16 protein-coding genes and 2 pseudogenes are annotated in these 21574 nt (G+C 67.7%); 6 read left to right on the top strand and 12 right to left on the bottom strand.

What is annotated here, in order from left to right; genetic code table 11:
- Nucleotides 1–404: 404 nt before the first annotated feature.
- Nucleotides 405–2231, bottom strand: coding sequence for an ATP-dependent nuclease (locus tag ACZ60Q_RS34430; RefSeq protein ID WP_469641501.1), 1827 nt, complete (start codon nucleotides 2229–2231; stop codon nucleotides 405–407).
- Nucleotides 2232–2950: 719 nt separating this feature from the next.
- On the opposite strand from ACZ60Q_RS34430, the gene ACZ60Q_RS34425 reads away from it, so the two are divergent.
- The gene (locus ACZ60Q_RS34425) at nucleotides 2951–3241 is read left to right on the top strand and encodes a hypothetical protein (RefSeq protein ID WP_469641504.1); all 291 of its coding nucleotides are present in this window, start codon (nucleotides 2951–2953) and stop codon (nucleotides 3239–3241) included.
- A 3-nt stretch (nucleotides 3242–3244) separates the two neighbouring features.
- On the opposite strand, the pseudogene ACZ60Q_RS34420 reads toward ACZ60Q_RS34425, so the two are convergent.
- From ACZ60Q_RS34420 to ACZ60Q_RS34395, 6 genes and pseudogenes are all read right to left on the bottom strand, one after another.
- Nucleotides 3245–3310, bottom strand: a pseudogene (locus ACZ60Q_RS34420) (hypothetical protein); the annotation flags it as partial.
- Nucleotides 3311–3401: 91 nt separating this feature from the next.
- Nucleotides 3402–4579: pseudogene (locus ACZ60Q_RS34415) on the bottom strand (IS3 family transposase).
- 122 nt (nucleotides 4580–4701) lie between these two features.
- The gene (locus ACZ60Q_RS34410; RefSeq protein ID WP_469641500.1) at nucleotides 4702–5277 is read right to left on the bottom strand and encodes a hypothetical protein; all 576 of its coding nucleotides are present in this window, start codon (nucleotides 5275–5277) and stop codon (nucleotides 4702–4704) included.
- A 159-nt stretch (nucleotides 5278–5436) separates the two neighbouring features.
- Nucleotides 5437–6150 carry a helix-turn-helix domain containing protein gene (locus ACZ60Q_RS34405; RefSeq protein ID WP_469641499.1) on the bottom strand — a complete coding sequence of 238 codons (714 nt, stop codon included), beginning with the start codon at nucleotides 6148–6150 and terminating at the stop codon, nucleotides 5437–5439.
- A complete protein-coding gene (locus ACZ60Q_RS34400; RefSeq protein WP_469641498.1) occupies nucleotides 6150–8324 on the bottom strand; it encodes a hypothetical protein in 2175 nt (724 codons plus the stop codon). The genes ACZ60Q_RS34405 and ACZ60Q_RS34400 overlap by 1 nt, the downstream gene beginning before the upstream one ends.
- Nucleotides 8325–8346: 22 nt before the next feature.
- Complete coding sequence (locus ACZ60Q_RS34395; protein WP_469641497.1) at nucleotides 8347–8949, bottom strand: DNA-binding protein; 603 nt, start codon at nucleotides 8947–8949, stop codon at nucleotides 8347–8349.
- A gap of 632 nt (nucleotides 8950–9581) precedes the next feature.
- Here ACZ60Q_RS34395 and ACZ60Q_RS34390 point away from each other — a divergent pair.
- Genes ACZ60Q_RS34390 through ACZ60Q_RS34380 form a run of 3 tightly spaced genes read left to right on the top strand, consistent with a single transcriptional unit; the run spans nucleotide 9582 to nucleotide 11228 of the window.
- Nucleotides 9582–9794, top strand: a complete 213-nt coding sequence (locus ACZ60Q_RS34390; RefSeq protein WP_219613923.1) for a hypothetical protein — start codon at nucleotides 9582–9584, stop codon at nucleotides 9792–9794.
- On the top strand, nucleotides 9794–10468 hold the full coding sequence (locus ACZ60Q_RS34385) for a restriction endonuclease (protein ID WP_469641496.1): 675 nt from the start codon (nucleotides 9794–9796) through the stop codon (nucleotides 10466–10468). The genes ACZ60Q_RS34390 and ACZ60Q_RS34385 overlap by 1 nt, the downstream gene beginning before the upstream one ends.
- Nucleotides 10469–10511: 43 nt before the next feature.
- Nucleotides 10512–11228, top strand: coding sequence for a restriction endonuclease (locus tag ACZ60Q_RS34380; RefSeq protein ID WP_469641495.1), 717 nt, complete (start codon nucleotides 10512–10514; stop codon nucleotides 11226–11228).
- Here ACZ60Q_RS34380 and ACZ60Q_RS34375 read toward each other — a convergent pair.
- Nucleotides 11164–11823, bottom strand: coding sequence for a 5'-nucleotidase (locus tag ACZ60Q_RS34375; protein ID WP_469641494.1), 660 nt, complete (start codon nucleotides 11821–11823; stop codon nucleotides 11164–11166). The genes ACZ60Q_RS34380 and ACZ60Q_RS34375 overlap by 65 nt on opposite strands.
- A 760-nt stretch (nucleotides 11824–12583) precedes the next feature.
- Between ACZ60Q_RS34375 and ACZ60Q_RS34370 the strand changes: the two genes are divergently transcribed.
- The gene (locus ACZ60Q_RS34370; protein WP_469641493.1) at nucleotides 12584–16033 is read left to right on the top strand and encodes an NACHT domain-containing protein; all 3450 of its coding nucleotides are present in this window, start codon (nucleotides 12584–12586) and stop codon (nucleotides 16031–16033) included.
- 476 nt (nucleotides 16034–16509) lie between these two features.
- Here ACZ60Q_RS34370 and ACZ60Q_RS34365 read toward each other — a convergent pair whose 3' ends face one another.
- Both ACZ60Q_RS34365 and ACZ60Q_RS34360 read right to left on the bottom strand, forming a co-directional pair.
- Nucleotides 16510–18081, bottom strand: a complete 1572-nt coding sequence (locus ACZ60Q_RS34365) for an MFS transporter (RefSeq protein WP_469641492.1) — start codon at nucleotides 18079–18081, stop codon at nucleotides 16510–16512.
- A 75-nt stretch (nucleotides 18082–18156) separates the two neighbouring features.
- Nucleotides 18157–18831: a DsbA family oxidoreductase gene (locus ACZ60Q_RS34360; protein ID WP_469641491.1), complete on the bottom strand. Its 675-nt coding sequence runs from the start codon at nucleotides 18829–18831 to the stop codon at nucleotides 18157–18159.
- 215 nt (nucleotides 18832–19046) lie between these two features.
- Here ACZ60Q_RS34360 and ACZ60Q_RS34355 point away from each other — a divergent pair, with 215 nt between their 5' ends.
- Nucleotides 19047–19673, top strand: coding sequence for a hypothetical protein (locus ACZ60Q_RS34355; RefSeq protein WP_469641490.1), 627 nt, complete (start codon nucleotides 19047–19049; stop codon nucleotides 19671–19673).
- A gap of 78 nt (nucleotides 19674–19751) precedes the next feature.
- On the opposite strand, the gene ACZ60Q_RS34350 is transcribed toward ACZ60Q_RS34355, so the two are convergent.
- A complete protein-coding gene (locus tag ACZ60Q_RS34350; RefSeq protein ID WP_469641489.1) occupies nucleotides 19752–20777 on the bottom strand; it encodes an LLM class flavin-dependent oxidoreductase in 1026 nt (341 codons plus the stop codon).
- Between the two features lie 34 nt (nucleotides 20778–20811).
- Complete coding sequence (locus tag ACZ60Q_RS34345; protein WP_469641488.1) at nucleotides 20812–21552, bottom strand: SDR family NAD(P)-dependent oxidoreductase; 741 nt, start codon at nucleotides 21550–21552, stop codon at nucleotides 20812–20814.
- Nucleotides 21553–21574 lie beyond the last annotated feature (22 nt).

The raw sequence follows: 21574 nt of genomic DNA, 5'->3' as shown, positions 1-21574 counted from the left end.
CGCTCGTTTGCGCAGCTCAAGGGGATAGGAGGAGGGGCGTGCCATGACTCAATCCTTTCACGGAATCGAGTCTCTACCGAACCCGGAACGGTTCAATGGATGCAGATAGGAGGAAGGTTTCTGCGCCCTTCTGGAGCAGTACTGGCGAGGCTTGGTCACCAAGCGTGATTGTCAGTGCCGGCAGGGAAGATACAGGGGTGGGAAGGAGGAGAGATGACCTCTCCGAAGTCTGCTCGTGCTGGCTGTTTTCCCGCGCCGGGCGGGTGCAGGTGGTGTGGGATCGATGCTCGCTCCCATGCCCGTCAATGGGTGGAAGCGGTGGGCTGGCATGCCTGGGAGACACCGACCGATGAGCAGCGCAAGGAGCGTATGCGGGAGCGCCGTGGCCAGCGGCCGGTGTCCGGTCAGTGAGCGAGTTCCTGGAGCTGGCCGAAGACCTCTCGTAGCTGCTGGGGAACGTCCTCGGGGGCGGTGAGCGTGGTGACCAGGCCGTTGAGCATGGCCGGTTTTCCGTTGGGGCTGGCCTCCGCCGCCTCCCTCTTGATCATGTCGAGAACACGGGCGCTGAACTTCTTGGTGCCGCGGTGCGCGGTGAAGTCCTCGGTGCTCCAGGTCAGGGGGGCGGGCCGGGGCCATCGGAGGTTGGCGGCCGTGGCCCAGCGTTCGTCGGTGAAGAGTTCTTCCAGCTCGTTGAAGCCGAGGGCTTCGCCGACGTAGGCGACTTGTTTGTCCAGGTCGAGGCCCGCTTTGCGGAGCTTTTCGTCCTTGAAGAGCTTGTTGGTGCGACTGTCGGCGTCGATCATGAGCATGACCGAGCGTTTGCGCTGAACGAGGTAGCGGGCCAGGTGGAGGGCTCCCTCGTTGTTCTCGCAGGCCCACAGGGCGATGCCGGCCGACTGCAGGGACAGTTTCTGGGAGAGCCGGAAGAGCAGGGGGATGCACTGCTGCTCGGTCTCCCCCTCCACGGCGAGGAAGCAGCGTTCGTGGAGCAGGACGGAGTTGCGCAGTCCCAGTGCCGCGGCGATCTGCCCGAGGTGGAAATCGATCCCGTCGTGACAGTCGTCTTCCAGGCGCTCCACGACAGTGCGGCCGCGGTCGTTGAGTCCCAGGTGGACGACGTCGGCGATGTCGACGCCGTCGATGAGGTTCATGGAGTGAGTGGCGACCATGACACTGACGTGCGGAAGGGCGCACTGCTTGCGGATGATGTCCATGACCGTGCGCTGGTGCCGGTAGTCGAGGTGGGTGTCGGGCTCGTCGTAGACGACGATCGTCTGGGTCGGCGCCTCGGCATCCGGCTCTCCCGCGGACACCAGTTCGGCCTCTGCCAGGAGGTTACTGGTCCACTCCCACACCGCGAGCGCGATACGGCGGGTGCTTCCCTGGCCGGACCGGGTCAGGTCGACAGGTTCGCCGTCGGCCCGTGACACCTCCAGCGGCGCCCTCTTGAAACCGCTCTTGAACGAAACCTCGGGCCTGACCTGGACACCGACGAACTCGCTGCAGTGCCGGCGGATGTGCTGGCACAGCGAATCGGCTTCCTTCTCCAGGCGCTGGGTGATCTCCGCCTCGATCTGCCGCACCTGCCCTTGGAGAGCCTCGTCCTCCAAATGGGTTTCGTAGCAGCTGTTCAGCGCCGTGCGCACCGCGTCGTCGGGGCGCTCGTCCTTGCCGCCGAACATCAGGAGACGGGGCAGGCGCGTCTCGAGGTTCTTGGGCAACGGCTGCCACTGCTCGATCTGCGGTGCTGTTCGGGCGTAGGCGGCGACGGCGGCGAGCAGGTCCTCCTTGAGAGAGCTGGCCGGCGAGAGACCGAACTCCGCGACGAGGTCGGCGAGCGGCTGCTTCAGAAGCCGGTCCAGTCCGCGCAGCCGGGTGTCGGCCGGCTGCTGGCCGAAGTACTCCCAGCAGGCCGGTTCCCCGGCTCGTGCGATGCGCCGGATCCTGATCGTGCCGGGAAGTTCCGCGGGGGCGCGTTCGGCTTCGTCCAGGCTGAAGACACCCTCGACCCATGTCTGCTCGCAGCGGCGGCCGGTGGCACCGTCCCCCTGCTGGTAGGTGCGGTCCTCGTCCGTCAGGCGGTGCACGCCCAGGAGGAATGACAGGGCTGTCAGGACCGCGCTCTTCCCGCCGTCGTTGCGCCCGGCAAGGATGGTCGGGCAGCTGACGGGTATGTCGGCGACTTCTGTCAGCGAGCGGAACCCGGAGGCGGAGAAGCTGTCGAGGTGCACGTGAGAACTGCTCCGTATCTCCCCGGTCCGGACCGGACAGGGGTGTGGCGTGCCGATGTTCCGCATGCTGATGAGGCACCTGCGCCAGAAGCGCAGGACGTCATATTATGTGGTGGCGGGCAACTGCCCGGCCGTTTCAGCCAGTCACGTGAGCCTGCGGCTGCCCGGTTCCTCGCAGCCCGATGATCGGATGCCCTTCGGCAGGCGTAAGTGCAGTGTCTTCTCTGTGGATTGAGCCGGGGAGGAACGGGCTCGAAGGGCGGTGGGGCGTGAGCAGAATGGCTGAGTCGTTGGACGAACTGAATTCGGTGAGAGGGGCGTTCGTAGCGTCGCGGGGTTCGGATGGGCAGGCCTGAGCGGGTCTGTCCGGCCGGCGGGTAGGGGCGTTGGGGGCCCATCCAGATGGGGGGAGTTTCGCTGTTCAGGTAGTCGCTCACTACTTGGTCCCGGAGGTATTCGAAGTCGAGGATGTTCTCGGATGAGGTCACGAGCAGCACGGGTGGTTCGGGGGGACTGGAGGCCGGCAGTTCGCCTGGCCGCGGCGGGATGGCCCTCCCGGGTTGGCGGACGTGTGTTCCGGCGATTCGGTCCCACGCCTGTTCCCAGCGTCTGACCTTCCGTCGTGAGGCGCCCACTGCTTCCATGAAGGCGGTGATGTGGTCACGGGAGGGGATCGCCGCTCCGCGCAGGATGGCGCTCAGGCTGCTCTTGGGCAGCCGGTGCCGGCCATCAACTCTGCAGCCGGCTTCGGCTTGCAGGAAGCCCAGGGAGGGCTGCCCTTCCCTGGCCCGCTCCTGGATCATGGCCCGGCGCAGCTGGCCAAAGGTCTCGATGACTTCTGGGTGGGTGAGGGCGGAGCGGACCGAGGTGGCCAGGTCCTGGAAGTCGGTGGCCGCTTCTTTACGACGCCGGAGTTCCTCTTCGGAGCGTCGGGCAGCCTTCCACAGGCGCAGAGCGTCTGCGGGGTCGGCGTCGCAAGCCTTCGCATAGGCTTTGACGAGTTCATGTGAAGGAACTTTTCCACTCGCTCCGCGGGAGAGCATCGATGCGGTGAACTGGTAGTTGATCAGCTTCGCCATCGCCGCGTAGGTGACGCCTCGGCGCTCGCGCTGGGCACGTAGCCACAGCGCGAGCGCTTGGGACTGCTGCATGGTCGAGTGACAGCGGGGTTTATGCAACCAGGGCTGCGGGTGGGGTCATGATGGCCTCGTACTCGACGGGGGTCAATCGGCCCAGGCGCTTCTGGCGCCGTCGCCGGTGGTAGGTCCGCTCGATCCAGGTGACGATCGCGATCCGCAACTCCTGGCGGGTGGCCCAGGTGTGGCGGTCGAGGACGTTCTTCTGCAGCAGGGCGAAGAAGCTCTCCATCGCGGCGTTGTCGCCGGCGGCCCCGACCCGGCCCATCGAGCCGACCAGGCCGTGCCGGGTGAGTACGGCAGCGACCTTCCGGGACCGGAATTGCGAGCCGCGGTCGGAATGCACGATGCAACCTGCAGCAGGGCCGCGGCGGGCGACAGCGGACTCCAGCGCGGCCACTGCGAGGCGGGACTTCATCCGGGCGTCGATGGAATAGCCCACGATGCGGCCGGAGTACACGTCCTTGACCGCGCACAGATACAGCTTGCCCTCGCCGGTCGCGTGCTCGGTAATGTCCGTGAGCCACAGCCGGTTCGGCCCGTCGGCGGTGAAGTTGCGGCGCACCCGGTCGTCGTGGACCGGCGGTCCGGCCTGGCGTTCTTGCCGCGGCCCCTGCGCTTACCGAAGACGCTCCACCAGCGGTTGTCGCGGCAGATCCGCCAGGCGGTCTGCTCGGCCATCGCCTCACCGGCCGCGCGGGCCTCGTCGAGGAGGAAGCGGTGACCGAACTCGGGATCGTCGCGGTGAGCGTCGAACAGGGCGCCTGCCCGGTATGCCTCGGTCAGCTCGGCGTCGGTGACCGGAGAGGCCAGCCACCGGTAGCAGGGCTGGCGGGCCAGCCCGAGCACCCAGCACGTCACCGCTACCGGCACCCTGTGAGGGGCATCGGCGGCGGCCAGCTCGCGGACAAGCGGGTACATCATTTTCCGGCAGGTTCGCCTGCGACAGACATGTCGCAGCCCTCCTGAGCACCTCGTTCTCCTGCTCCAGCAACCGGATCCGCTTGCGGGTCTCGCCGCAACTCGACAAACTCACCCGACGGCGTTGGGGACGTGGCGCCATCGTCGGTGTCGGTGCGGCGCAGCCACTGACAGCGTGATCGGGTGGACGCCGAAGTCGGCGGCGATCTGTTCCAGCGTCACGCCGGGCTCGCGGTTGCGCCCGACCCGCACGACGTCCTCGCGGAACTCTTTCGGATACGGCTTGGGCACTGCAACATCCTTCCAGGCTGCTTCTCAGCAAACCAGGTCAGGTGTCACCTTTCCGTGCAGCAGTCCCCTTCTCATTGCATGAGCGGGTTTGCCGACTACCTGTCTGAAGCAACAGGCTCTGGCTAAGAACCGGACGGAGCTGAGGCAGGGGCAGCGGGGCTGTAGAAGACTGAACGTCCCTGCTTGGAACGCTCCAGCAGGCCCTGTGCAACGCCCTGTTCCAGAGAGTTACGCACCACCGTCACCTGGACCGTGCGCTCAGGGTGCGCCTCAGTGAGCGAGGCCGCTACTTCTGCCGCCGACCTGGGCTCGCTCTGCCCTCCCAGGTAGGCGATGGTCAGCTCCAGCCACGTCGGCGCCCCCGCCTTCTTGGGCGACACAGCCTTCTTGGACGCCTTGCGCCCAGCGGCGGCAGCCGCCTTCCCTGCTGCTGTCTTGTTGTTGGAGCCCCGCGCCGCGGGAACCGCGGCCCCCTTGCCGCCCTTGCGCTGCTTCACGGTCTGCTTGGGCGTGCCGCCGAGCACTTCCTGCATCTTCGTCAGGACCTGCTCACTGTCCTCCAGACGGACCAGCTCGTCCTGCAACCGCGCCAGCTCGCTACGCACGCGCTCCTGCTCGCTCCGGTTCACCGCAAGGTCATCAGCGACCCGCTGCACATAGTCTGCCGTGACACTCTGAACGGGAAGGTTTCCAGACATGTAGTCCTCGGATCTCAACGTGGGGGAAAGTGTGTGGCGACGATGGTACCCACCCGGAACAGGCCAACCCCGCAGTCCGCCTGGCTAGAACGCGACTGTCTGGCATCGCTTCCGGCTGTTTGGTGGGTTGGCTGTGCGGCCGCTGCGGCCCCGGCGAGGTCAACGAGGGTGCCAGGTACGGATTTCCAGGTGAGTGATGTGGGCGTCGGCGTGGACGCGCCCGGTTTCGGCCAGCCATCGGTGGATGGCCGCGGTGACGTCTCCGCCCGCCGCATCGACACGTCGGGCGATATCGGCTGCCGCGAAGCCGCCGGTGGCGGCCGATCCGTAAGAACGTTCTTCGGTGTGATCGGCGCGCTGGATGACGTCGCGGCGGATGCCGGGTGAGTCGGTGCGGCTTCCCGACACGTGGACGTATCCGGTCGTGGCGAGGCGCACGGTGAACGCCAGGCGCAGGCCTTGGCGGGCGGCTTCGGCGATCAGGGGGCGCAGCCGGGCGGATCCGGAGGCGATGGCTTGTGCTCCGGCGCGTCCGGTGCCGGTGCCGGTGGGGGTGATAAGGACGGCTTTGGTGCGGACGCGGGCTCGGGTGCCGCTGGCGGTGGTGCGGCGGGTGGTGTGCCCGGCGGCGATGGCCGCGAGTTCGGTGACGTCGCTGATACCTGCGGTGTGGACGGCGGTGAGGACCTGGGTGAGGGCGGGGACGAAGGCTGCGCCCTTGTTCTTTGTGTAGAACTGGGAGACGAGGGAGGCGTCGCGGTCGATGATGCGGGCGATGTCGCGTTTGGTGTAGCCGGCTTGTTGGAGTTGGTCGGCCAGGCGGGCTGCTTCGTTGCGGCGCGGTGCCGGAGGGTTCCTGCGGCGCGGTGACATCAGGCCCTCCCAGGGGTGGGCGCGGCGTGGTGGGCGGCGCGGCCCTTGTCGCGGAGGGTCAGAAGTTCGTCTTCGGTGGCGGGGGCCGGAATGGGGCCGGGGAGGTGGCCTTTGTTGAGGTAGTCGCCCGGCTGGCCGTGGTGGGGCCAGTTCTGGGGCTGGGTGAGGTAGACGGCGTCGGTGCGGAAGGCGACGATCGTGCCGGGCGGGGCGTGGAGGGCTCCGGCGTAGGTGTTGTCGTCGCGGTGGCGCTGGGAGAGCAGGGCGGCGCGGGCGGAGGACCAGATGTGGGCGGCCCATTCGGGGTGGGCGTTGGGGTCGCGGGTGAAGCCGGTGGGGCGTTGCCAGGTGATGGTCTGGTCGTCGAAGCCGATGATTTCGGCGTCCGGTGGGACGTCGCGTTCCATGGTGCGGGGGGTGGTGCCGGTGACGGTGCGGGGGCGTTGGGCGAAGGCGCCGATTCCGTACAGGAGCAGGGCACGGACGGCGCGTGCGGCGAGGTGGGCTGCGGTGCGCTGGTCGGGGTCGCCGTTCAGGTCGGCCTGGGCGGTGAGGGAGGACCAGGCTTCCTTGAGTTTCTTGGACCAGTCCTCGAGTGGTTTGCCGTCGTCGAAGAGGATCCCGTCGAGGATCTCGATCTTCCATGGTTGGTGTGGGTTGGACAGGGCGGTGTGGATTTCGGGGCCGCCGGCCCAGGTGGTGAACGTGGTGCCGGGGGTGGTGGGGTAGTGCCAGGCGCGGTCGCCGGGGGCGGGTGCGGGAAGGATTCCGACGTGGTTCCAGGTGTCGGGGACGGTGACGCGGATGTGCCAGTGGCCGCAGGCGAACAGGGCTTTGGTCTGTTCCTTCTGGGACCAGGAGGCGAAGGTGGCCGCGGTGACGCGGCGGGGGGTGCCGACTCCGGATTTCCAGGTGTGTTTGGCGTAGGCGAAGGTGCGGTCGTACTCGACCAGGGCGGGGAGCTGGGCGGGAACTCGGGGCGGGGTGATGAGTTCGGTGCGGCCCTGCCCTGCGGTGGCGTGGAATAGGCCGCGGAGCTCTTCGGACAGAACGGGGTAGCCGTCGGCGTACTGGCCCTTGGTCGGGATGGTGCGGGTCCACAGGTCACGGCCGGTCTGGGACGGTGAGCCCATCAGGACGGCGTCGGGCCAGTGGCGGCGCAGGGCCTTCCACAGCAGGACGAACGCGTCACGGATGACGGCCGGCTCGGTGCCCTCGGTGTCGAACCACTCCCCCGCCGACCGGATCTCGGCATGCTGCTCGCCGTGCTCGCGCTGGTAGCGGCCGACGGGGTTGCGGGGGTGGACGAAGTGGCCGGCCATCCGGTCCTTGCCGCGGCCGGTGTCCGTGCGCCAGCCGGGTGTGGGGGCGTTCAGCCAGGCGGCGACGGTGTCCTTGAGGAAGGAGTGCTGGTCGGCCTGGAGGTGCCAGGGGGCGCCTGCGGTGATGTAGATCCGCTCGACGCCGCCGGGCAGAACGTGGAAGACGGTGTTCAGGATTTCCGCGGCGCTGGCGGTCGGCAGGTCGATGCGGAACGTCTGGTCACGGTGGACCAGCACACCGGTATGCGTGTCGAGGAAGACAGTGCTGCGGGCCTGCTGGGTGAAGTTCGGGTGCGTGGAGACGAGGCTCGCGGTATGTGCGAACCAACGGTCCCCATCAGGGCCTTCGGGGATACCGGGAAGGGTGCGCTGTGCTCCCTGGGCCGCGGGAGAAGCGGCGGCGGCCGGGGCCGGGGCCAGCGCGGAAGGCGGTGCAGAAAGGGCTGCGGGTGGTTCCGGCTCCGCTGCCGGTTCAGGGGCGGGGCGGGTCATGGCCGGGGCGACCGTGCCCGCCCGGGACGAGACCTGCTCCTGTGCGGGTTCGGGACCGCTGGGCGGTGCTGTCTCTCTGGCAGGCTCAGGGGGTGAGACGGCTGCGCCGGTCGGAACTGTCGGTGCGGGGCTAGTGAGCTGGTCGGGGGCGAGGATCGGGGCGATCGCCACGATGTCGGCGAGGCTGAGTCCGGCTGCGGGCGCGATGCGCTCTGCCTTCGCCTTCTCGTATCCGGCCAGCGCGGTGATCTGCCGGGCGCGGTCCGTCTCGAGTTTGGCGAGGGTGGCCTGGGTTTTCTTGATGTTGTCGCGCAGGGCCCGCAGCTCGGCCAGCTGTGCGTTGTAGGTCTTTGCGTCCATCACGGTCCCTTGGGCCTGCAGGTCAGTTGGCGGTACTGCTACGGGTTGAGACGTACGCGATCGCGCCGCTCGACTGCGAGGGCAAGCGGGTTCCTAGGAGGAGATCCGCGACGTCCCGGTCGGTCTGGCACGATGCGGTCAGATGTCTTATCGGGGTGGCCAGGTCGCTGACATATCCAGCGAGGACTGCATCGGGAAATGCGTGCCGCCCGCCTTCGCCTTTCTCCCACCTGTCCAGGCCGGTCAGGACCGCCACCACATAGCCCGACACCGTCACCGGCAGTACTCCCCCGGCCGCCACGCTCGCGACATCACAGCGCCACCAGCCTCTCAAGCCCTTGAGGAGGTCGTCGGGGCCAAGGTCTGGCGCGTAGCCTGCCCATTTCCGGTGGGTGTCATGGACTTGTTGTGCCGCGTCGACACGCAGGACCCCGAGCAGGTCGGCGTCCAGGCGGTCCACGGGCGCAGGGGCGCGTTTATGCAGGGCCTGGACGACCCAAAGCGGCGTCATCACGCGAACACCGCGCCGGGAAAGACCGGGCAGTACGCCTGCTCTGATGAGACGCCGATATGTGGTAATCGCACAGCCGAGTTCTTCTGCAGCCTGTCCGGTGGTCAGCAGCATGGCCTGCCTCCTCGGATCCGGGCGTTGCCGCGCTTGGACGCTATCGGCAGACCCACTATCCATGCAAGTCTGATCAGATATCTGATTTTAGTTGGCGTAGCCCTTGGACGGGACCGCAAGTTCCTTGGCCCGGCTGGTCGTACAGTCCATCGCTGAGCGGCTGGAAGTGCCCGACCGGCCCGGTCGCTGGACAGGGCCAGCCGACCGTGGCTTCCGGGACGGCACCCCACCACCTCCGGACGCCGGGGTGGCGGTCAGGAGCAGGCGGCCCCGGCGCACTGAGGCTGCGAGTACGCGCCTGCTGCATTTCGCCAATTCGTCCTGGCTGGACCGTCGGCGTCACCGACCATCAAGTGTGCAGGTGGGAGGGCTTCACTGGGGTGCTGGGTGCCGGGCCACCTGTGGGGTGAGGGCAGGGGTGGCAGGGAGCCGGGAAGCAGGTCGCCCGAGGTGAAGCCGCCTGGAGCATGGAGAGCCGGGACGGCAGGGTTGGGGAGGCTGTGGTGGCTTGATCGAAGCTTTGCCGGACTGTGCCTCGTAATGATCCACCAGTTTTTGTCAGTGCCCGCTGCTACACCAATTCCTTAAGGGACGGGCCGCATTCCGCGGGCCGCCGGCGGGAGGGGAACAGCATGTCGAAGGTGCCGGACGGGTTCCATCGCGTACGCGGGCACATCCGCCGCAACCCGAAGCCGCGCAGCGCGAAGCGGATGAGCGGCTGGATGATCGCCGGTCTGCTGGCGGGCGCGTGGCTGTGGGGGCAGGTCTTCGGGTTCGGCGAGTCCACTGTCCCTACACCGGCTGCTGATCCGAAGCCGGCCGCCTCCGCGCAGAGCACTCACTGATGGCGCTGCCGCGGTTGCGGCACCCTCGCGGCACGGCCGAGGTGGTCTCAGCCGCCGTTGTCGTGGTGGCCGTGCTCGTGCTCGCCCTGCGGATGCGGGTGGCAGCGGCAGGCGCGTTGGCGCAGGCCTGGCCCGTTCTGCTGGCACTCGTCCTGCTCGTGGGAGCGGTGGGCGTATGGCGCCTGCGGCAGACGAGCACACGGCGGCGCCGAAAGGCAGAGCGGGTGGCAGCGCTTCGGATCACCCTCGTCGAGTTCGACGCGATGGACGACCGGCACTTCGAGCATGCCCTGCGGGACCTGCTGGTCCGCGACGGTTGTACGGCCCGCAGGGTCGGAGGTGCCGGGGACCAGGCCGCCGATGTCATCGGTGACCATCCGCGGCTCGGTCGGATAGTGGTACAGGCCAAACACACCCGCGTCGGCGGGAAGGTGGGCTCCTCGGTGATGTACGCGGTGAAGGGCACCGCCGGGCCGGTACACAAAGCGGCGCATGCTGTCGTCATCACCAACGGGACCTTCACCCGTGACGCCATGGCGTGGGGCGAGCGGCACGGCGTGCACTGGGTCGACCGACACAGGCTGGAGCGCTGGGCCCGGGACGGCGGAGCGTTGCACGAGCTTCTCGGGCTGTCTGCAGGGTCCCGCGCGGGCCGGTTCAACCGGGCTGCCTGATCCTCAGGATCCGGATCCCTCGTTCATCAGGTCGGGAGGTGTGGTGTTCGAAGAAGACGGGTCGCTCGACCCGCTGCTGAAGTTCCTGCTCTACTCCGTTCTTACGCTGGCCATCGGCAAGATGCTCTGGGAGTGGATCACCGAGGACGTCAGCCGGTGGATCACCGTGGACCTGTGCGGCGTGATCACCGGCCACCCGTGGTGGACCGCGGTCATCGTGGCCGGCGGGCTGCTCATGTTCCTCATGCTGGGCCGGCTGGTGGCGTTCGTGTCCGACACCTCGTCCGCTGTCTACGCCCGCCCGCAGGACACGCTCATAGCCCCTGATGCCTTTGCCGGACCGGACATGCTCACCTTCAGAATGAAGGAGCTGTCCTCAATGACCGCGACGGGCTTCGAACAGGCATGTTCTGACCTGCTGGCACGGGACGGATTCCTCAGCCCACGCCGGGTCGGCGGCGCCGGTGACCTCGGCGTCGACGTCACAGCCCGCGACAGCGACAACCGCCTCCTGATTCTCCAGTGCAAGCAATACCAGAACCCGGTCGGATCAGGACACGTACAGAAATTCAACGGGACAGCTCGCCCACACCACGGAGCCGATCTGCCGATCATGATCGCGCTCAACGGCTTCACCCGGCCCGCGACCGACTTCGCCCAACACCACAAGCTCATCCTCGTCGGACGCCCGGAACTCAAGCAATGGGCCCACGGCCAGCACCTCTACGACGTCCTCGGCATCCGAAACACGACACAGTGAGACTCGGTTCGTTGTTCTTCCCAAAAGGAGACGCGGACGCTAGGGGTGGGCCGCGGCGTGCTGACCAGATGGCTTTCCTGGTCTCGAAGAAGATGTGCGGCTTGAGAACCTTCATGATCTCGCCGTCGTCGCCGCCTCCCAGGAAGTAGGCATTGTTGACCGTCACACGGCCGGCGGGCAGCCCGAGGGCGACAGCCTCGCGGACATCAGCCTCGTTCGCGGACAGGAACAGGGACATGTTCAGGGCCGGCATGAAGCGGTAGGGCGACCGGCCCTGCATGAAGATAGCCCGGCTGATCGGCAGGCCATGGGACTGAATCGATCGCATGACCCGCAGCCCGGTGTCGGGATCGTTGCGGGACAAGACGATGACCTCGACCAGAGGGTCGTCGGGCGAGAGGTCGTTCAGGGACAGCAGTCTGCGGATGAAGGGGAAAGCGGCCCCGGTGCCCAGCGTGTCGTCCAGGTGCCGCTCCTGGTAGGCCCGGTAGGCCTCCTCTCCCTGCTCACGGAAGACGGCATCCGCTTCCGCCAGGTCGAACAACGCGCTGGAGGCGATACCGACGACCAGGCGCTTATCAAGTTCATAGGCCACGGCGCTCTCCCTAGCATCAATTCGCACACCCGTCTCAATCATGGTAGCGAGCCACCGCTGGCGGGAATGGCAACGGCTGCGCACATCCGTTCGCACCGGGGAGGAGGGGTTGTTTCAAATGGTGTCCCACGCTCTGTTGCCCATCGCTGGCCGGGGGCGAGCCTCTGTAGAGGGTCTTGACGGAACTTGCGGACTCTTCCCCTTACACGGAGCACGACGCACCCGGGCACCGGGACGGCCGCCCTGGACGTGCGTTCCGTTCACGCAGCACAGCGCGCGGTGGAGCTCCTTCTAGGATGAGTGAAAGTTTTCGGGTGGGCTTGAGCTGCCAAGGGGGCAATTGCATGGGGCACATGGTCCTACGAGTGCTGGCCGCAGGGTTCGCCGTGGCCGGGGTGGCCTTGGCGTCCATGGCGCTCTGGGCAGATCTGGATTCGGCGGACAAGGTCGCTAGCGTGTCCGGGGCGTGCGTCGGTTTCCTGGGATGTGCTCTGAGCATTTACTTCGAGGTGCGGCAGGGCAACTCGAGCGGCCATGTGGTGCAGGCGGACGGTCCGGGGGCCGTGGCCGCAGCAGGCAGCGCCGTGGGCAATGCCACGGCCACGGGTGCCAAGGTGACCCGTCGAGTGGCTCCCGCGCCAGTCCAGGTACCGCATGCAGCCGGCCATCATCAGGTGAGTGCCTCAGGGGCGGGCAGCGTGGCAGCCGCGGGAGACGCGACCGGGAACGCTACAGGAGCCAGCAGCGAGGTCGAGGAGCAATGAGCGCCAAGGCGCCGGATGAGGCGGCAGCTGAGGAGGAAGTGGCGAAGGCAACCCGTCTCCCGGGACAGGTGGCGGCCCGTGGTGGTGGCGCTGTGGCCGCCGGCGACACTGCTTCCCACAACGCCACGGCCAAGGGTTCGACTGTTATCGACAACCGCACCTTCGTGACGGTCGCTTCCCCAGCGGGGCTGGACGAGGCGGAGCTGTCTCCCGAGGAGGAGCACGCTCATATTCGCTCCTACGCAGAGCAGTTGCGCGTCCTGTATGGCCGGCTAGACCTCGAGGTCCTCGTCCCGACCACCGAGGGCGAGCACCCTCGGATGGAGCTGCGCGAGGTTTTCGTGCCGCCTTCGGTGCGGGCCGACCCCCCGCGGGTCGAGTTGCCGGTCGAGCTCTACCGCAGACTGGTGGAAAACGGCGAGCTGGGCGCGCCCGACGGTGGCCTGCCCCTGCCTCCCGGTATCAACCAGCGCCAGTGGGAACAGGCGCGGCAGGCCTACCGGGAGCGCCCTGCAGTTGCTTTGCTCGATGCCCTGGCATCACCGGAGGCCAGCCGCATCGTGCTGCTGGGTGACCCCGGTGCGGGAAAGTCCACCGTGGCCCGTTGTCTGGCACTGACTCTGGTGTCGGGCAGCAGCTGCGGCCCCCTGCGAGTTCTGGGAGACCTGCTGCCGGTGGTGGTGGAGTTGCGCCGCTACGCCGATGCCGACTGGCGTGAGCGGTCCTTCGAGGACTTCCTGGCTCACCTGTATGCGCAGGAGGGGCACGCTCCCGCCCCTGCTCTCCTGCGGCACCGTCTGCGCAGCGGACAAGCGCTGATCGTTTTCGACGGCCTGGATGAGCTGTTCGACCCCAAGATCCGCGAGACGGTCACGCGCCGGATCACCGGATTCACCGCCCGGTACCCGCAGGCGCGGGTCGTCGTCACGTCCCGGGTGATCGGTTACCGCCGCCACCTTCTCGACGCGGCCGGATTCCGGCACTACATGATCCAAAGCCTCACCGACGAACAGATCAAGGCGTTCGCCGAGCAGTGGTACGCGGCAGCCGACATGGCTGACTTTGACGGTGCCAACCGGCTTCAGACCCGGTTGCTCGACGCCGTCACGGGATCACGGCCGGTGCGGGAGCTGGCGGGCAACCCTCTGCTGCTGACCATCCTCGCGATCATCGCCCGACGTCAGCGGCTTCCGCGGGACAGAGCAGGAGCCTACAACCATGCCGTCAACGTCCTGATCGCGCACTGGGACGAGGACACCAAGCACCTCGACCTCGCCCCCGGCATCCGGGCCATCGCAGACCTGGATGACCGCGACCGCCGCGAGATGCTCGAACGCCTGGCCCGCCACATGCAGTTGGGCGAAGGCGGCATCGCCGGCAATCACGTCCTGGCCGAGGATGTCGAGAAGGTCTTCACCGACTACCTGCGCGAGACCCTACAGCTGCGGCCGGCGCCGGCCACGACGGTCGCCCGAGCGATGGTCAACCAGTTCCGGGAGCGGAACTTCATCCTCAGCCGCTACGGCAGCGAGGTATACGGCTTCGTCCATCGCGCCTTCCTGGAGTACCTGGCCGCCTCAGACATCGTCCGGCGCTACGAGCAGCGGGAACTGAGCGACGAAGACCTCCTGGACGGGGTGTTCAGGCTGCGTGCTGCGGACCCGCACTGGCGTGAGGTGCTGCTGCTGATCGTGGCGCAGACCGGCGAGCGCTTCGCCGCACGGGCTGTGGAAGTTTTCCTTGATCTCCCGGACTCCAACCACGATGCCCCGGCGGCGCCACCTCCCGTCCTGGCCCTGCACGCCCTGTCCGAGATCCGCAGGATCGGCCGGCTCAGCGACCTCAGTTTCCGCACCGCGCAGGCCCTTGTCCTCCATCTGCAAAACAACCGCCGCCCGGTCGACGACGGCCTGGATCTCGAGACCCCCCTGAGCCTGCTCGGCCAAGGATGGATCGGCGCCCGGCATCTGCTTCGCTGGCTCCACTGCGATGCCTTTGGCGGCTCATATGCCCTCTACGCGCTGCTCACGGACAAGGAAGCATTGAAGGCCGTCTCCCTGGCAGCGCCTACCGGCCAGGGGCGTGCGTCGGCCCTGATGCACCTGGCGGTGCGCTGGGCAGGTGATCCGGCCGTTCGGTCCTTCGTCCAAGAGCGCGCCGCCCACGAGCCCGACCCCGATGCGCGAAGCGATTTGCTCTACGAGTTGGCGTACACATGGCCGGGCAATCCGCAGCTGATGGATTTCTTGCATGAGCGGATGATGCACGATCCCCACAGCGCGGTCCGGCAGTCAGCTGCTTCGGTCATGGCTACTGTTCCCGACGAAGCGCCGCGGGTCCGGGCCCTTCTGTCGGGTGTCCTCGCCGATCCAGTGTGTGAGGAGGAGTTGCGTGTCAGTGCCGTCGTAGCTCTCGCCTATGTGGAGGGGGCCTCTTCCGACGGCGATCTGGGGGAACTTCTCACCAGACACGCTCTCAGCGATACTTCCGAGCGCGTACGGTCCGCAGCCCTCGAGACTCTCGCTGTCCTGATCGGCCATACCCCTGCGACACGGGAATGGCTCATGGAGACAATCGCAGCAGCACCCGAAGAGGACGGCAGCTGGAAGGCTCTGCGCGCCCTCGCGAGTGCGGATTCCAACGACCCGGGCATCCGCCAGGCCGTACTCGCGTACGCCAATGGCAGCAGCGGCAGCGAAAAGCTGCGCGAGCAAGCCATGCGCATCTTCACCGTCTCCTACTGGACCAAAGATGAAGACGCCCGTTCGGTGATCCGCACATGGGGTTCCGAACATCCTGACGCCACTACGCGGACCATCGTGCTCGTCGAGCTACGCATCCATCACAGTGATGACGCAGAAGTCCAAGACTTCATGATCGCCCGTCTGTCCAGTGACCCCAGTACGCCCCTGCGCCGGGTGACGCTGGAAAGGCTCATCCCTCTCGGCCAGACCGACGCAGCACTGCTTCCAGTTCTTCAGTGCAGCGCCGTCGAGGACCCAGCGGAAGAGTGCCGCGCGGCCGCCCTTAAGAGTCTGTGCCAGCAGTGGCCCAACAGAGAGAACGTTCGCTCCTTCATCGAAACGCGCGCCGTCACGGACTCGGACAGCACGGTCCGTGCAGCGGCCCGGGAATGCCTCGCCCAATACTGGCCGGCACAGCCCACACCCGACATGCTCGCGGCGGCCCTTCGCCGCCGCGTCCTGGAAGACGCTTCGCACGCCTGCTTCGACCATGCCTGTGAACAGCTGCAGGACTCACCCCACCGGGTCGTCCGCCTGACAGCCGCCCACTTGCTGAGCACCTGCTGGGCCAACGATCCACGCACCGTACCCGCCCTCGCCGCGCAAGCCAGCAAGGAAGCCGATGCGGAAGGCCGCGCCTACATCGAAAACACCATCACCACAGCCGTTACCTACGCACCCGTCTACCAGGACTTGTTCTGAGCTGACGGCACCGAACGCATCACCAAAACCACCCTCGACACCATCCGCCTCGACCACCTCGCCGAAACCCAACACCGCCCCCGCCGAGGCCGATAGGCACACCCCAGGCAGGCAAATCAGCCCTGACCAGTACAAACACCAACCGGGCCTTTACACGCCAGAACTAACTACAACAGACCCAGCCCCGCTCAGAACACATAACCCCAGCTCAGATACCCCCACCCACCTGTCCGAGCCGCCAATTCCACCTCTCAGCGCACCCACAACACCCCAGACCAGCCGCCTCGCTGTGCACCAACAAACCCCCCTCCCAGCGTTACGTCCGCGAGGTTGCTATCGCCGCCCGCGCCGCGTCAGGCTCGCGGCCGCGCGGGCTGCCGAGGCCGGCCCCGCCGGTCGAGGACTCGCTGATACGGCGTCCTCGACCGGCTCGCTCTCACCGCGCGGCGGCTCTGGCAGCTTGGCTGAGTGGGGTGTCAGGTGGTGTCCGCCGCTGTCGGAGACTTTTCGTTCTCTTCTTTTGGCTGGTCTTCCCCCGGTCTCACCTTGCGCAGGAGGAGTGACGTGGCTATGGCGAGAATCAGTACGAGGGTCGCGCTGATACCGGCGGCGGTGCGCAGGCTCAGGGCGAATGCCTCGGCCGCCGCGTCATACAGGTCCTCGCCGAGGCGGCCGGAGAGTCTGCCCGCGGCGGCCACCGCCGCTCCGACCGTGTCCCGCGCGGCTTCGGCCACCGTCTCCGGGACGCCGGCGGGCAGGTGGTCGTCGATCTCGTCGCGGTAGACCGCCGTACCGATGCTCCCCATGATCGCGATGCCGAGCGCGGCGCCCAGGTCCGTGCCGGTCTCAGAGATCGCCGAGGCGGCGCCCGCCCTCGCCGGCGGCGCCGAGCCGATGATCATGTCATTGCCCAGCGAGAGCGTCGGACCGAAGCCGAGGGACATCACGACACCGCCGACCATGACGACGGCGAACCCGGAGTCGGGGCCGACCTGGGTGAGAATCCCCAGTCCCGTGGCCGCCAGTACCAGGCCGCCGGCCATCAGGTACGCCGGGCGCAGCCGCGTCGCGAGCAGTGGGGTCAGCATGGTGCTGAGAATGTTCGCCAGGGCGTTGGGCACTACGACCAGGCCGGCCTCGAACGGCGACAGCCCGACCACGGCCTGGAGATACTGCGCTACGAAGAAGTTCGTTCCCGTCATCGCGAAAACGACCAGCGTCAAAGTGCCGAGCGAGGTGCTGAAGGAGCGGTCGCCGAAGAGCCGCAGGTCGAGCAGGGGCGTGGCAAGCCCCCGCTGCCGTAGGACGAAGTAGACGCCGAGGACCGCGCCCGCCAGGAAGACGAGCACCGCAGGGACGCTGATTCCCGCCACCGCGAACTGCTTGAGCCCGTAGACGACCGACAGCGTGGACACCAGCAGGGTCAGCACGCTTATGAGGTCCAGGCGTCCTGGATCGGCGGTGCGGTACTCCGGCAGCAGGATCGGGCCCACGACGACCAGCAGAAGAGCCACGGGAACGGCCAGCAGGAACACCGAACCCCACCAGAAGTACTCCAGCATCAGACCGCCGATCACGGGTCCGAGCGCCGTTCCGGCGGTGAAGCTGGAGATCCAGACGCTGATGGCGACGGTGCGCTGCCGGGCGTCCGCGAACATCGTGCGGATCAGCGACATGGTGGACGGCATCAGGGTCGCGCCCGCGACACCCATCAGCGCGCGTGCGGTGATCAGCATCTCGACGCTGGTCGACAGCGCCGCGAGGAGGGAAGCGGCACCGAAGGCCGCCCCCCCGATGACGAGGAGCTTGCGCCGGCCGATCCGGTCACCGATCGTGCCCATGGTGATCAGCAGGCCGGCGATGAGGAACCCGTAGATGTCGATGATCCACAGCAGTTGCGTACCGTCGGGTTTCAGGTCCGCGCTCAGGCTCGGTACCGCGAGGTTCAGTACGGTCATGCTGAGGGCGATGACAACGGTGGGCAGCGCGAGCACCGCGAGTCCCAGCCATTCCCGCGTGGTCGCGCGAGGAGGCGCGGCGGCATTCATGGAAACCCTTTCCTGGATCTCGTTCTGGCGAGTATGCGTGCGGGGGTGGTGTACGGACGGGGCGTCGTACGCCGGTCACGTCACCGGGGGCGTGGACAGGCCGGCGACCGGCCGCCTCTTCTCCCACTCCTCGACAAGCATCGCGAGCATGGCGTCCGAGTCCACGGCCCCGTGGATGACCTGCCGTCCGTCGAGGACGAAGGACGGCACCGAGGTCACCCCCGCGTGACGGGCTCCCGCCTCCTCCGCGCGGATCTCGTCGGCGAAGCGGTCGCCGCCCAGCAGGGAGACCACGTCGTCGTCCGCCAGTCCCACCCCGGCGGCCAGTTCCCGCAGCACGTCCCTGTCGGCGATGTTGAGCAGCTCGGTGTGGTAGGCGCGGAAGAGCCGTTCGTCCATGACGTCGCCGGCTCCGTCCGTCCGGGCCAGCCGGGCCAGCCGGTGCGCGTCGAATGAATTGACGGGGCGCACCCCCTCCGGGCGCAGGACGACGCCCTCACCGGCCCCGAGCCGGCGAATCCTGTCGAACACCGCGTCGATGTCGGGCTTCGGCATGCCGTAGTTCGTGACCATGAGATCCGCGAGCAGGTCTCCCTGGATCCGGCGATGATCCGGGCGCAGCTCGAAAGCGCGCCACCGCACGGTCACTTCGTCGGCGTGGGGGAAGCGCTCCAGAGCCTTCTGCCAGCGGAGCTTTCCTAAGTAACACCAGGGGCAGACGAGGTCGGACCAGATCTGAACCGTGAGCACGCGGAATCGCCTTCTCTCTTCGTCGTTGGGCGCGCTCGCCATGTTTCAACCTCAAGCACGGTTGATGTCAAGACGGAGCAGATGCCGGGGTGAGGGCCCCGAGCCGGCTGCGAGCCGGTGTCGAGCGGCCTTCGAATCCCGCTCCAGTGCGTCCGTGAAGAGTGCTCGGCGTGGGGGCCGTCAGGAGAACCGCCCCCGAGAGAGAGGGAGCGCACATGAGGATCAAGAGTGTCCTGGGGCGATCGCTGGCGGTCGGCGCACTGGTCGCCACCGGAGTCATCGCACTGCCGTCGCACGCGCTGGCGGCGCCGACGAAAGTAGCCTATCTGTGCCCCGTGGTCACGCCGGAAGGTGTCCCGCTGGTGCTGAACTACGACCGCGGTTTCGATGTGACGGCGCCGGACCGGGTCAGGCCCGCCTCGAAATTCACCGTGGCGTTCAAGCCCGATCCGATCAATCCACTGCCCGAGATCAATAAGAAGGTCTGGGACCTGAAGATGGTCTACCAGCTTCCGGCGCACGCCACATACGTCAGTCACTCGCTGACCGGCGGCTCCAACCTCGGCTTGTCCAAGCAGACGGTCCAGGTGAACGGTTCGCGGATAACGCTCTCGGCGACGGGCCCCTTCGCCGCGGGCGAGAATGCGTTCCTGCCGACCCTGAACGTCGTGCTGAAGGCTCCCGGCGGCGGCGCGCTGGTCACGGCCGTGGCCGGTACGAGTTACGACGACCCGGGCTTCCGCTGGACCTCGGAGGACCCGGCGGACGGCACCGCCCACGATCTGCACTGTTATCCCAACCCGGACAAGCTGGTGGAGCTCTCCCGTACCACGGTCGGCTGACCCACCAAGGTGCGCAGGGGCCCCGGGCGGACCGGGGCCCGGCTTTCCGGCGCCGGGGCGGGGCCGGCGGCGCGGCTGTCAGCCGATACGGGCCGCAGCCTTCGCGCAGGTTTCCAGGATGGCGATCCGGCCCTCCCGCGTGGTGTCCGCCGCGGAGACCATGATGCCCAGCGTGGTGGTGCCGGCCTCGGCGTACCGACTCATCCGCAGGGCTATCCTCGCCTCGTCGCCGATCAGTCCTGTCGCGTCGATGAACTCCACCGGGATAATCTCGCCGGCCGCGTCGCGGTCGCCGCCGCGCAGCGCCTCCCGCAGTCCCTCCACGACACCCTCGAAGCCCATACGTCGGGCCAGCGCGCAGTGGAAGTTGGTTTCCTGGTCGCCGATACCCATCAAGTAGACGTACTGACCGCGCAGCTGATCGGCGGCGGCACGGACGTCGCGGCCGACAGCGGTGGGCAGGCACGGGATGACCTCGAATCCCGCCAGTCCGAGTCCCCTGGTCCTCCGCCCCGCCAGGATCTGGTCCACGGCCTCACTCACGGTCTCGGGCGGTGTGAACACGCCGATCCAGCCGTCGGCGATCTCCCCGGCGAGCCGGAGGTTGCGCGGCCCGCCGGCTCCCAGGTAGACGGGCAGATTCCTGCGGTACTCCTCGGTGTAGAGGTGGAGTGGCGCGCCTCCGCGGCCCGTGGGCGGGAGAGAGAAGTGCTTTCCCCGGTACGTGACCGGGCCGCTGTTCAGGGCGGCCCGCACAATCTCCACGTACTCACGGGTGCGGGCCAGCGGGCTGTCGAACGGAACGCCGTACCAGCCTTCCGAGACATCCGGGTTGGACAGCCCCAGGCCGAGCCGGAAGCGTCCGCCGGACAGCGCGTCGAGTGTCGCCGCCGTGAGCGCGGCGGTGGCCGGGGCCCGAGCCGGTATCTGCATCACGCCGGAGGCGAGCCCGATACGCCGGGTCCGTCCGGCGACGAGCCCCAGCACGCTGGGGGCGTCATTGCGGTAGCCCTCCGGCACCAAGACCATCTCGTAGCCGAGTTGTTCGGCGGTCACGGCCAGGACCACGGCGTCCCGCGCGACCAGATTCGCTGCGAGCTTCATCATCGGACTCCTTCCAGGTACACGTCGTACGCGGTCAGACGAGCGTCGCGCCGCCGTCGACGGGGATGACCGTCCCGGTGAGATGCGCCAGTCCGAGCACGGCGGACACGGTGCGCGCGACGTCCTCGGCGGTGCCCACACGGCGCAGAGGCGTCTCCTCACGGCACTTGGCCGCGATCTTCTGGAAGAAGGGGTCGTCGCGCGTCCATGCGGTCTCGGTGAGCGCGGGTGCCACGGCGTTCACCCGGACCCGCGGCCCGAGAGCCGCAGCGAGCAACTGCGTCATGTGATTGATGGCGGCCTTGCTGACCGCGTAGGGAATGGAACTGCCCACGGGGCGGGTGCCGGCGACGGACGAGATGTTGACGATCTGGCCGGGGGTGCTCCCCGCGCCCAGATGGGGTGCGGCGGCTGCCGACACCTGCCAGGTCCCGATCACGTTGAGCGAGAGAATGTCCCACCACACCTGCGGGGTGACGGCTTCGAGGTCATGGTGCGGGATGACCTGGGTCGTCCCGGCGTTGTTGACGAGGACGTCGAGTCTGCCGTACCGCTCGACCGCCGCGGCGATCAGGTGCCGTGCCTGCTCCTCGTCGGAGACGTCCGCCTGTACGTACAGGGCGTCCGGGAGTTTCTCGGCCAGCAGGCGACCCTCCTCGACGGAGCGTGCCGAGTTGACGACGACCCTCATCCCCTCGGCGCTCAACCGTGCTGCTGTTGCGGCCCCGATGCCGGAGGTCGATCCGGTCACAACGGCGACCCTCTGTTCGGGCATGGGCACACATCCTCCGTAGGCG

It is taken from the genome of Streptomyces sp. NPDC104313, assembly GCF_055583985.1.
Note: the sequence above shows the minus strand (reverse complement) of the source record. Positions and strands in the feature narration are given on the sequence as shown.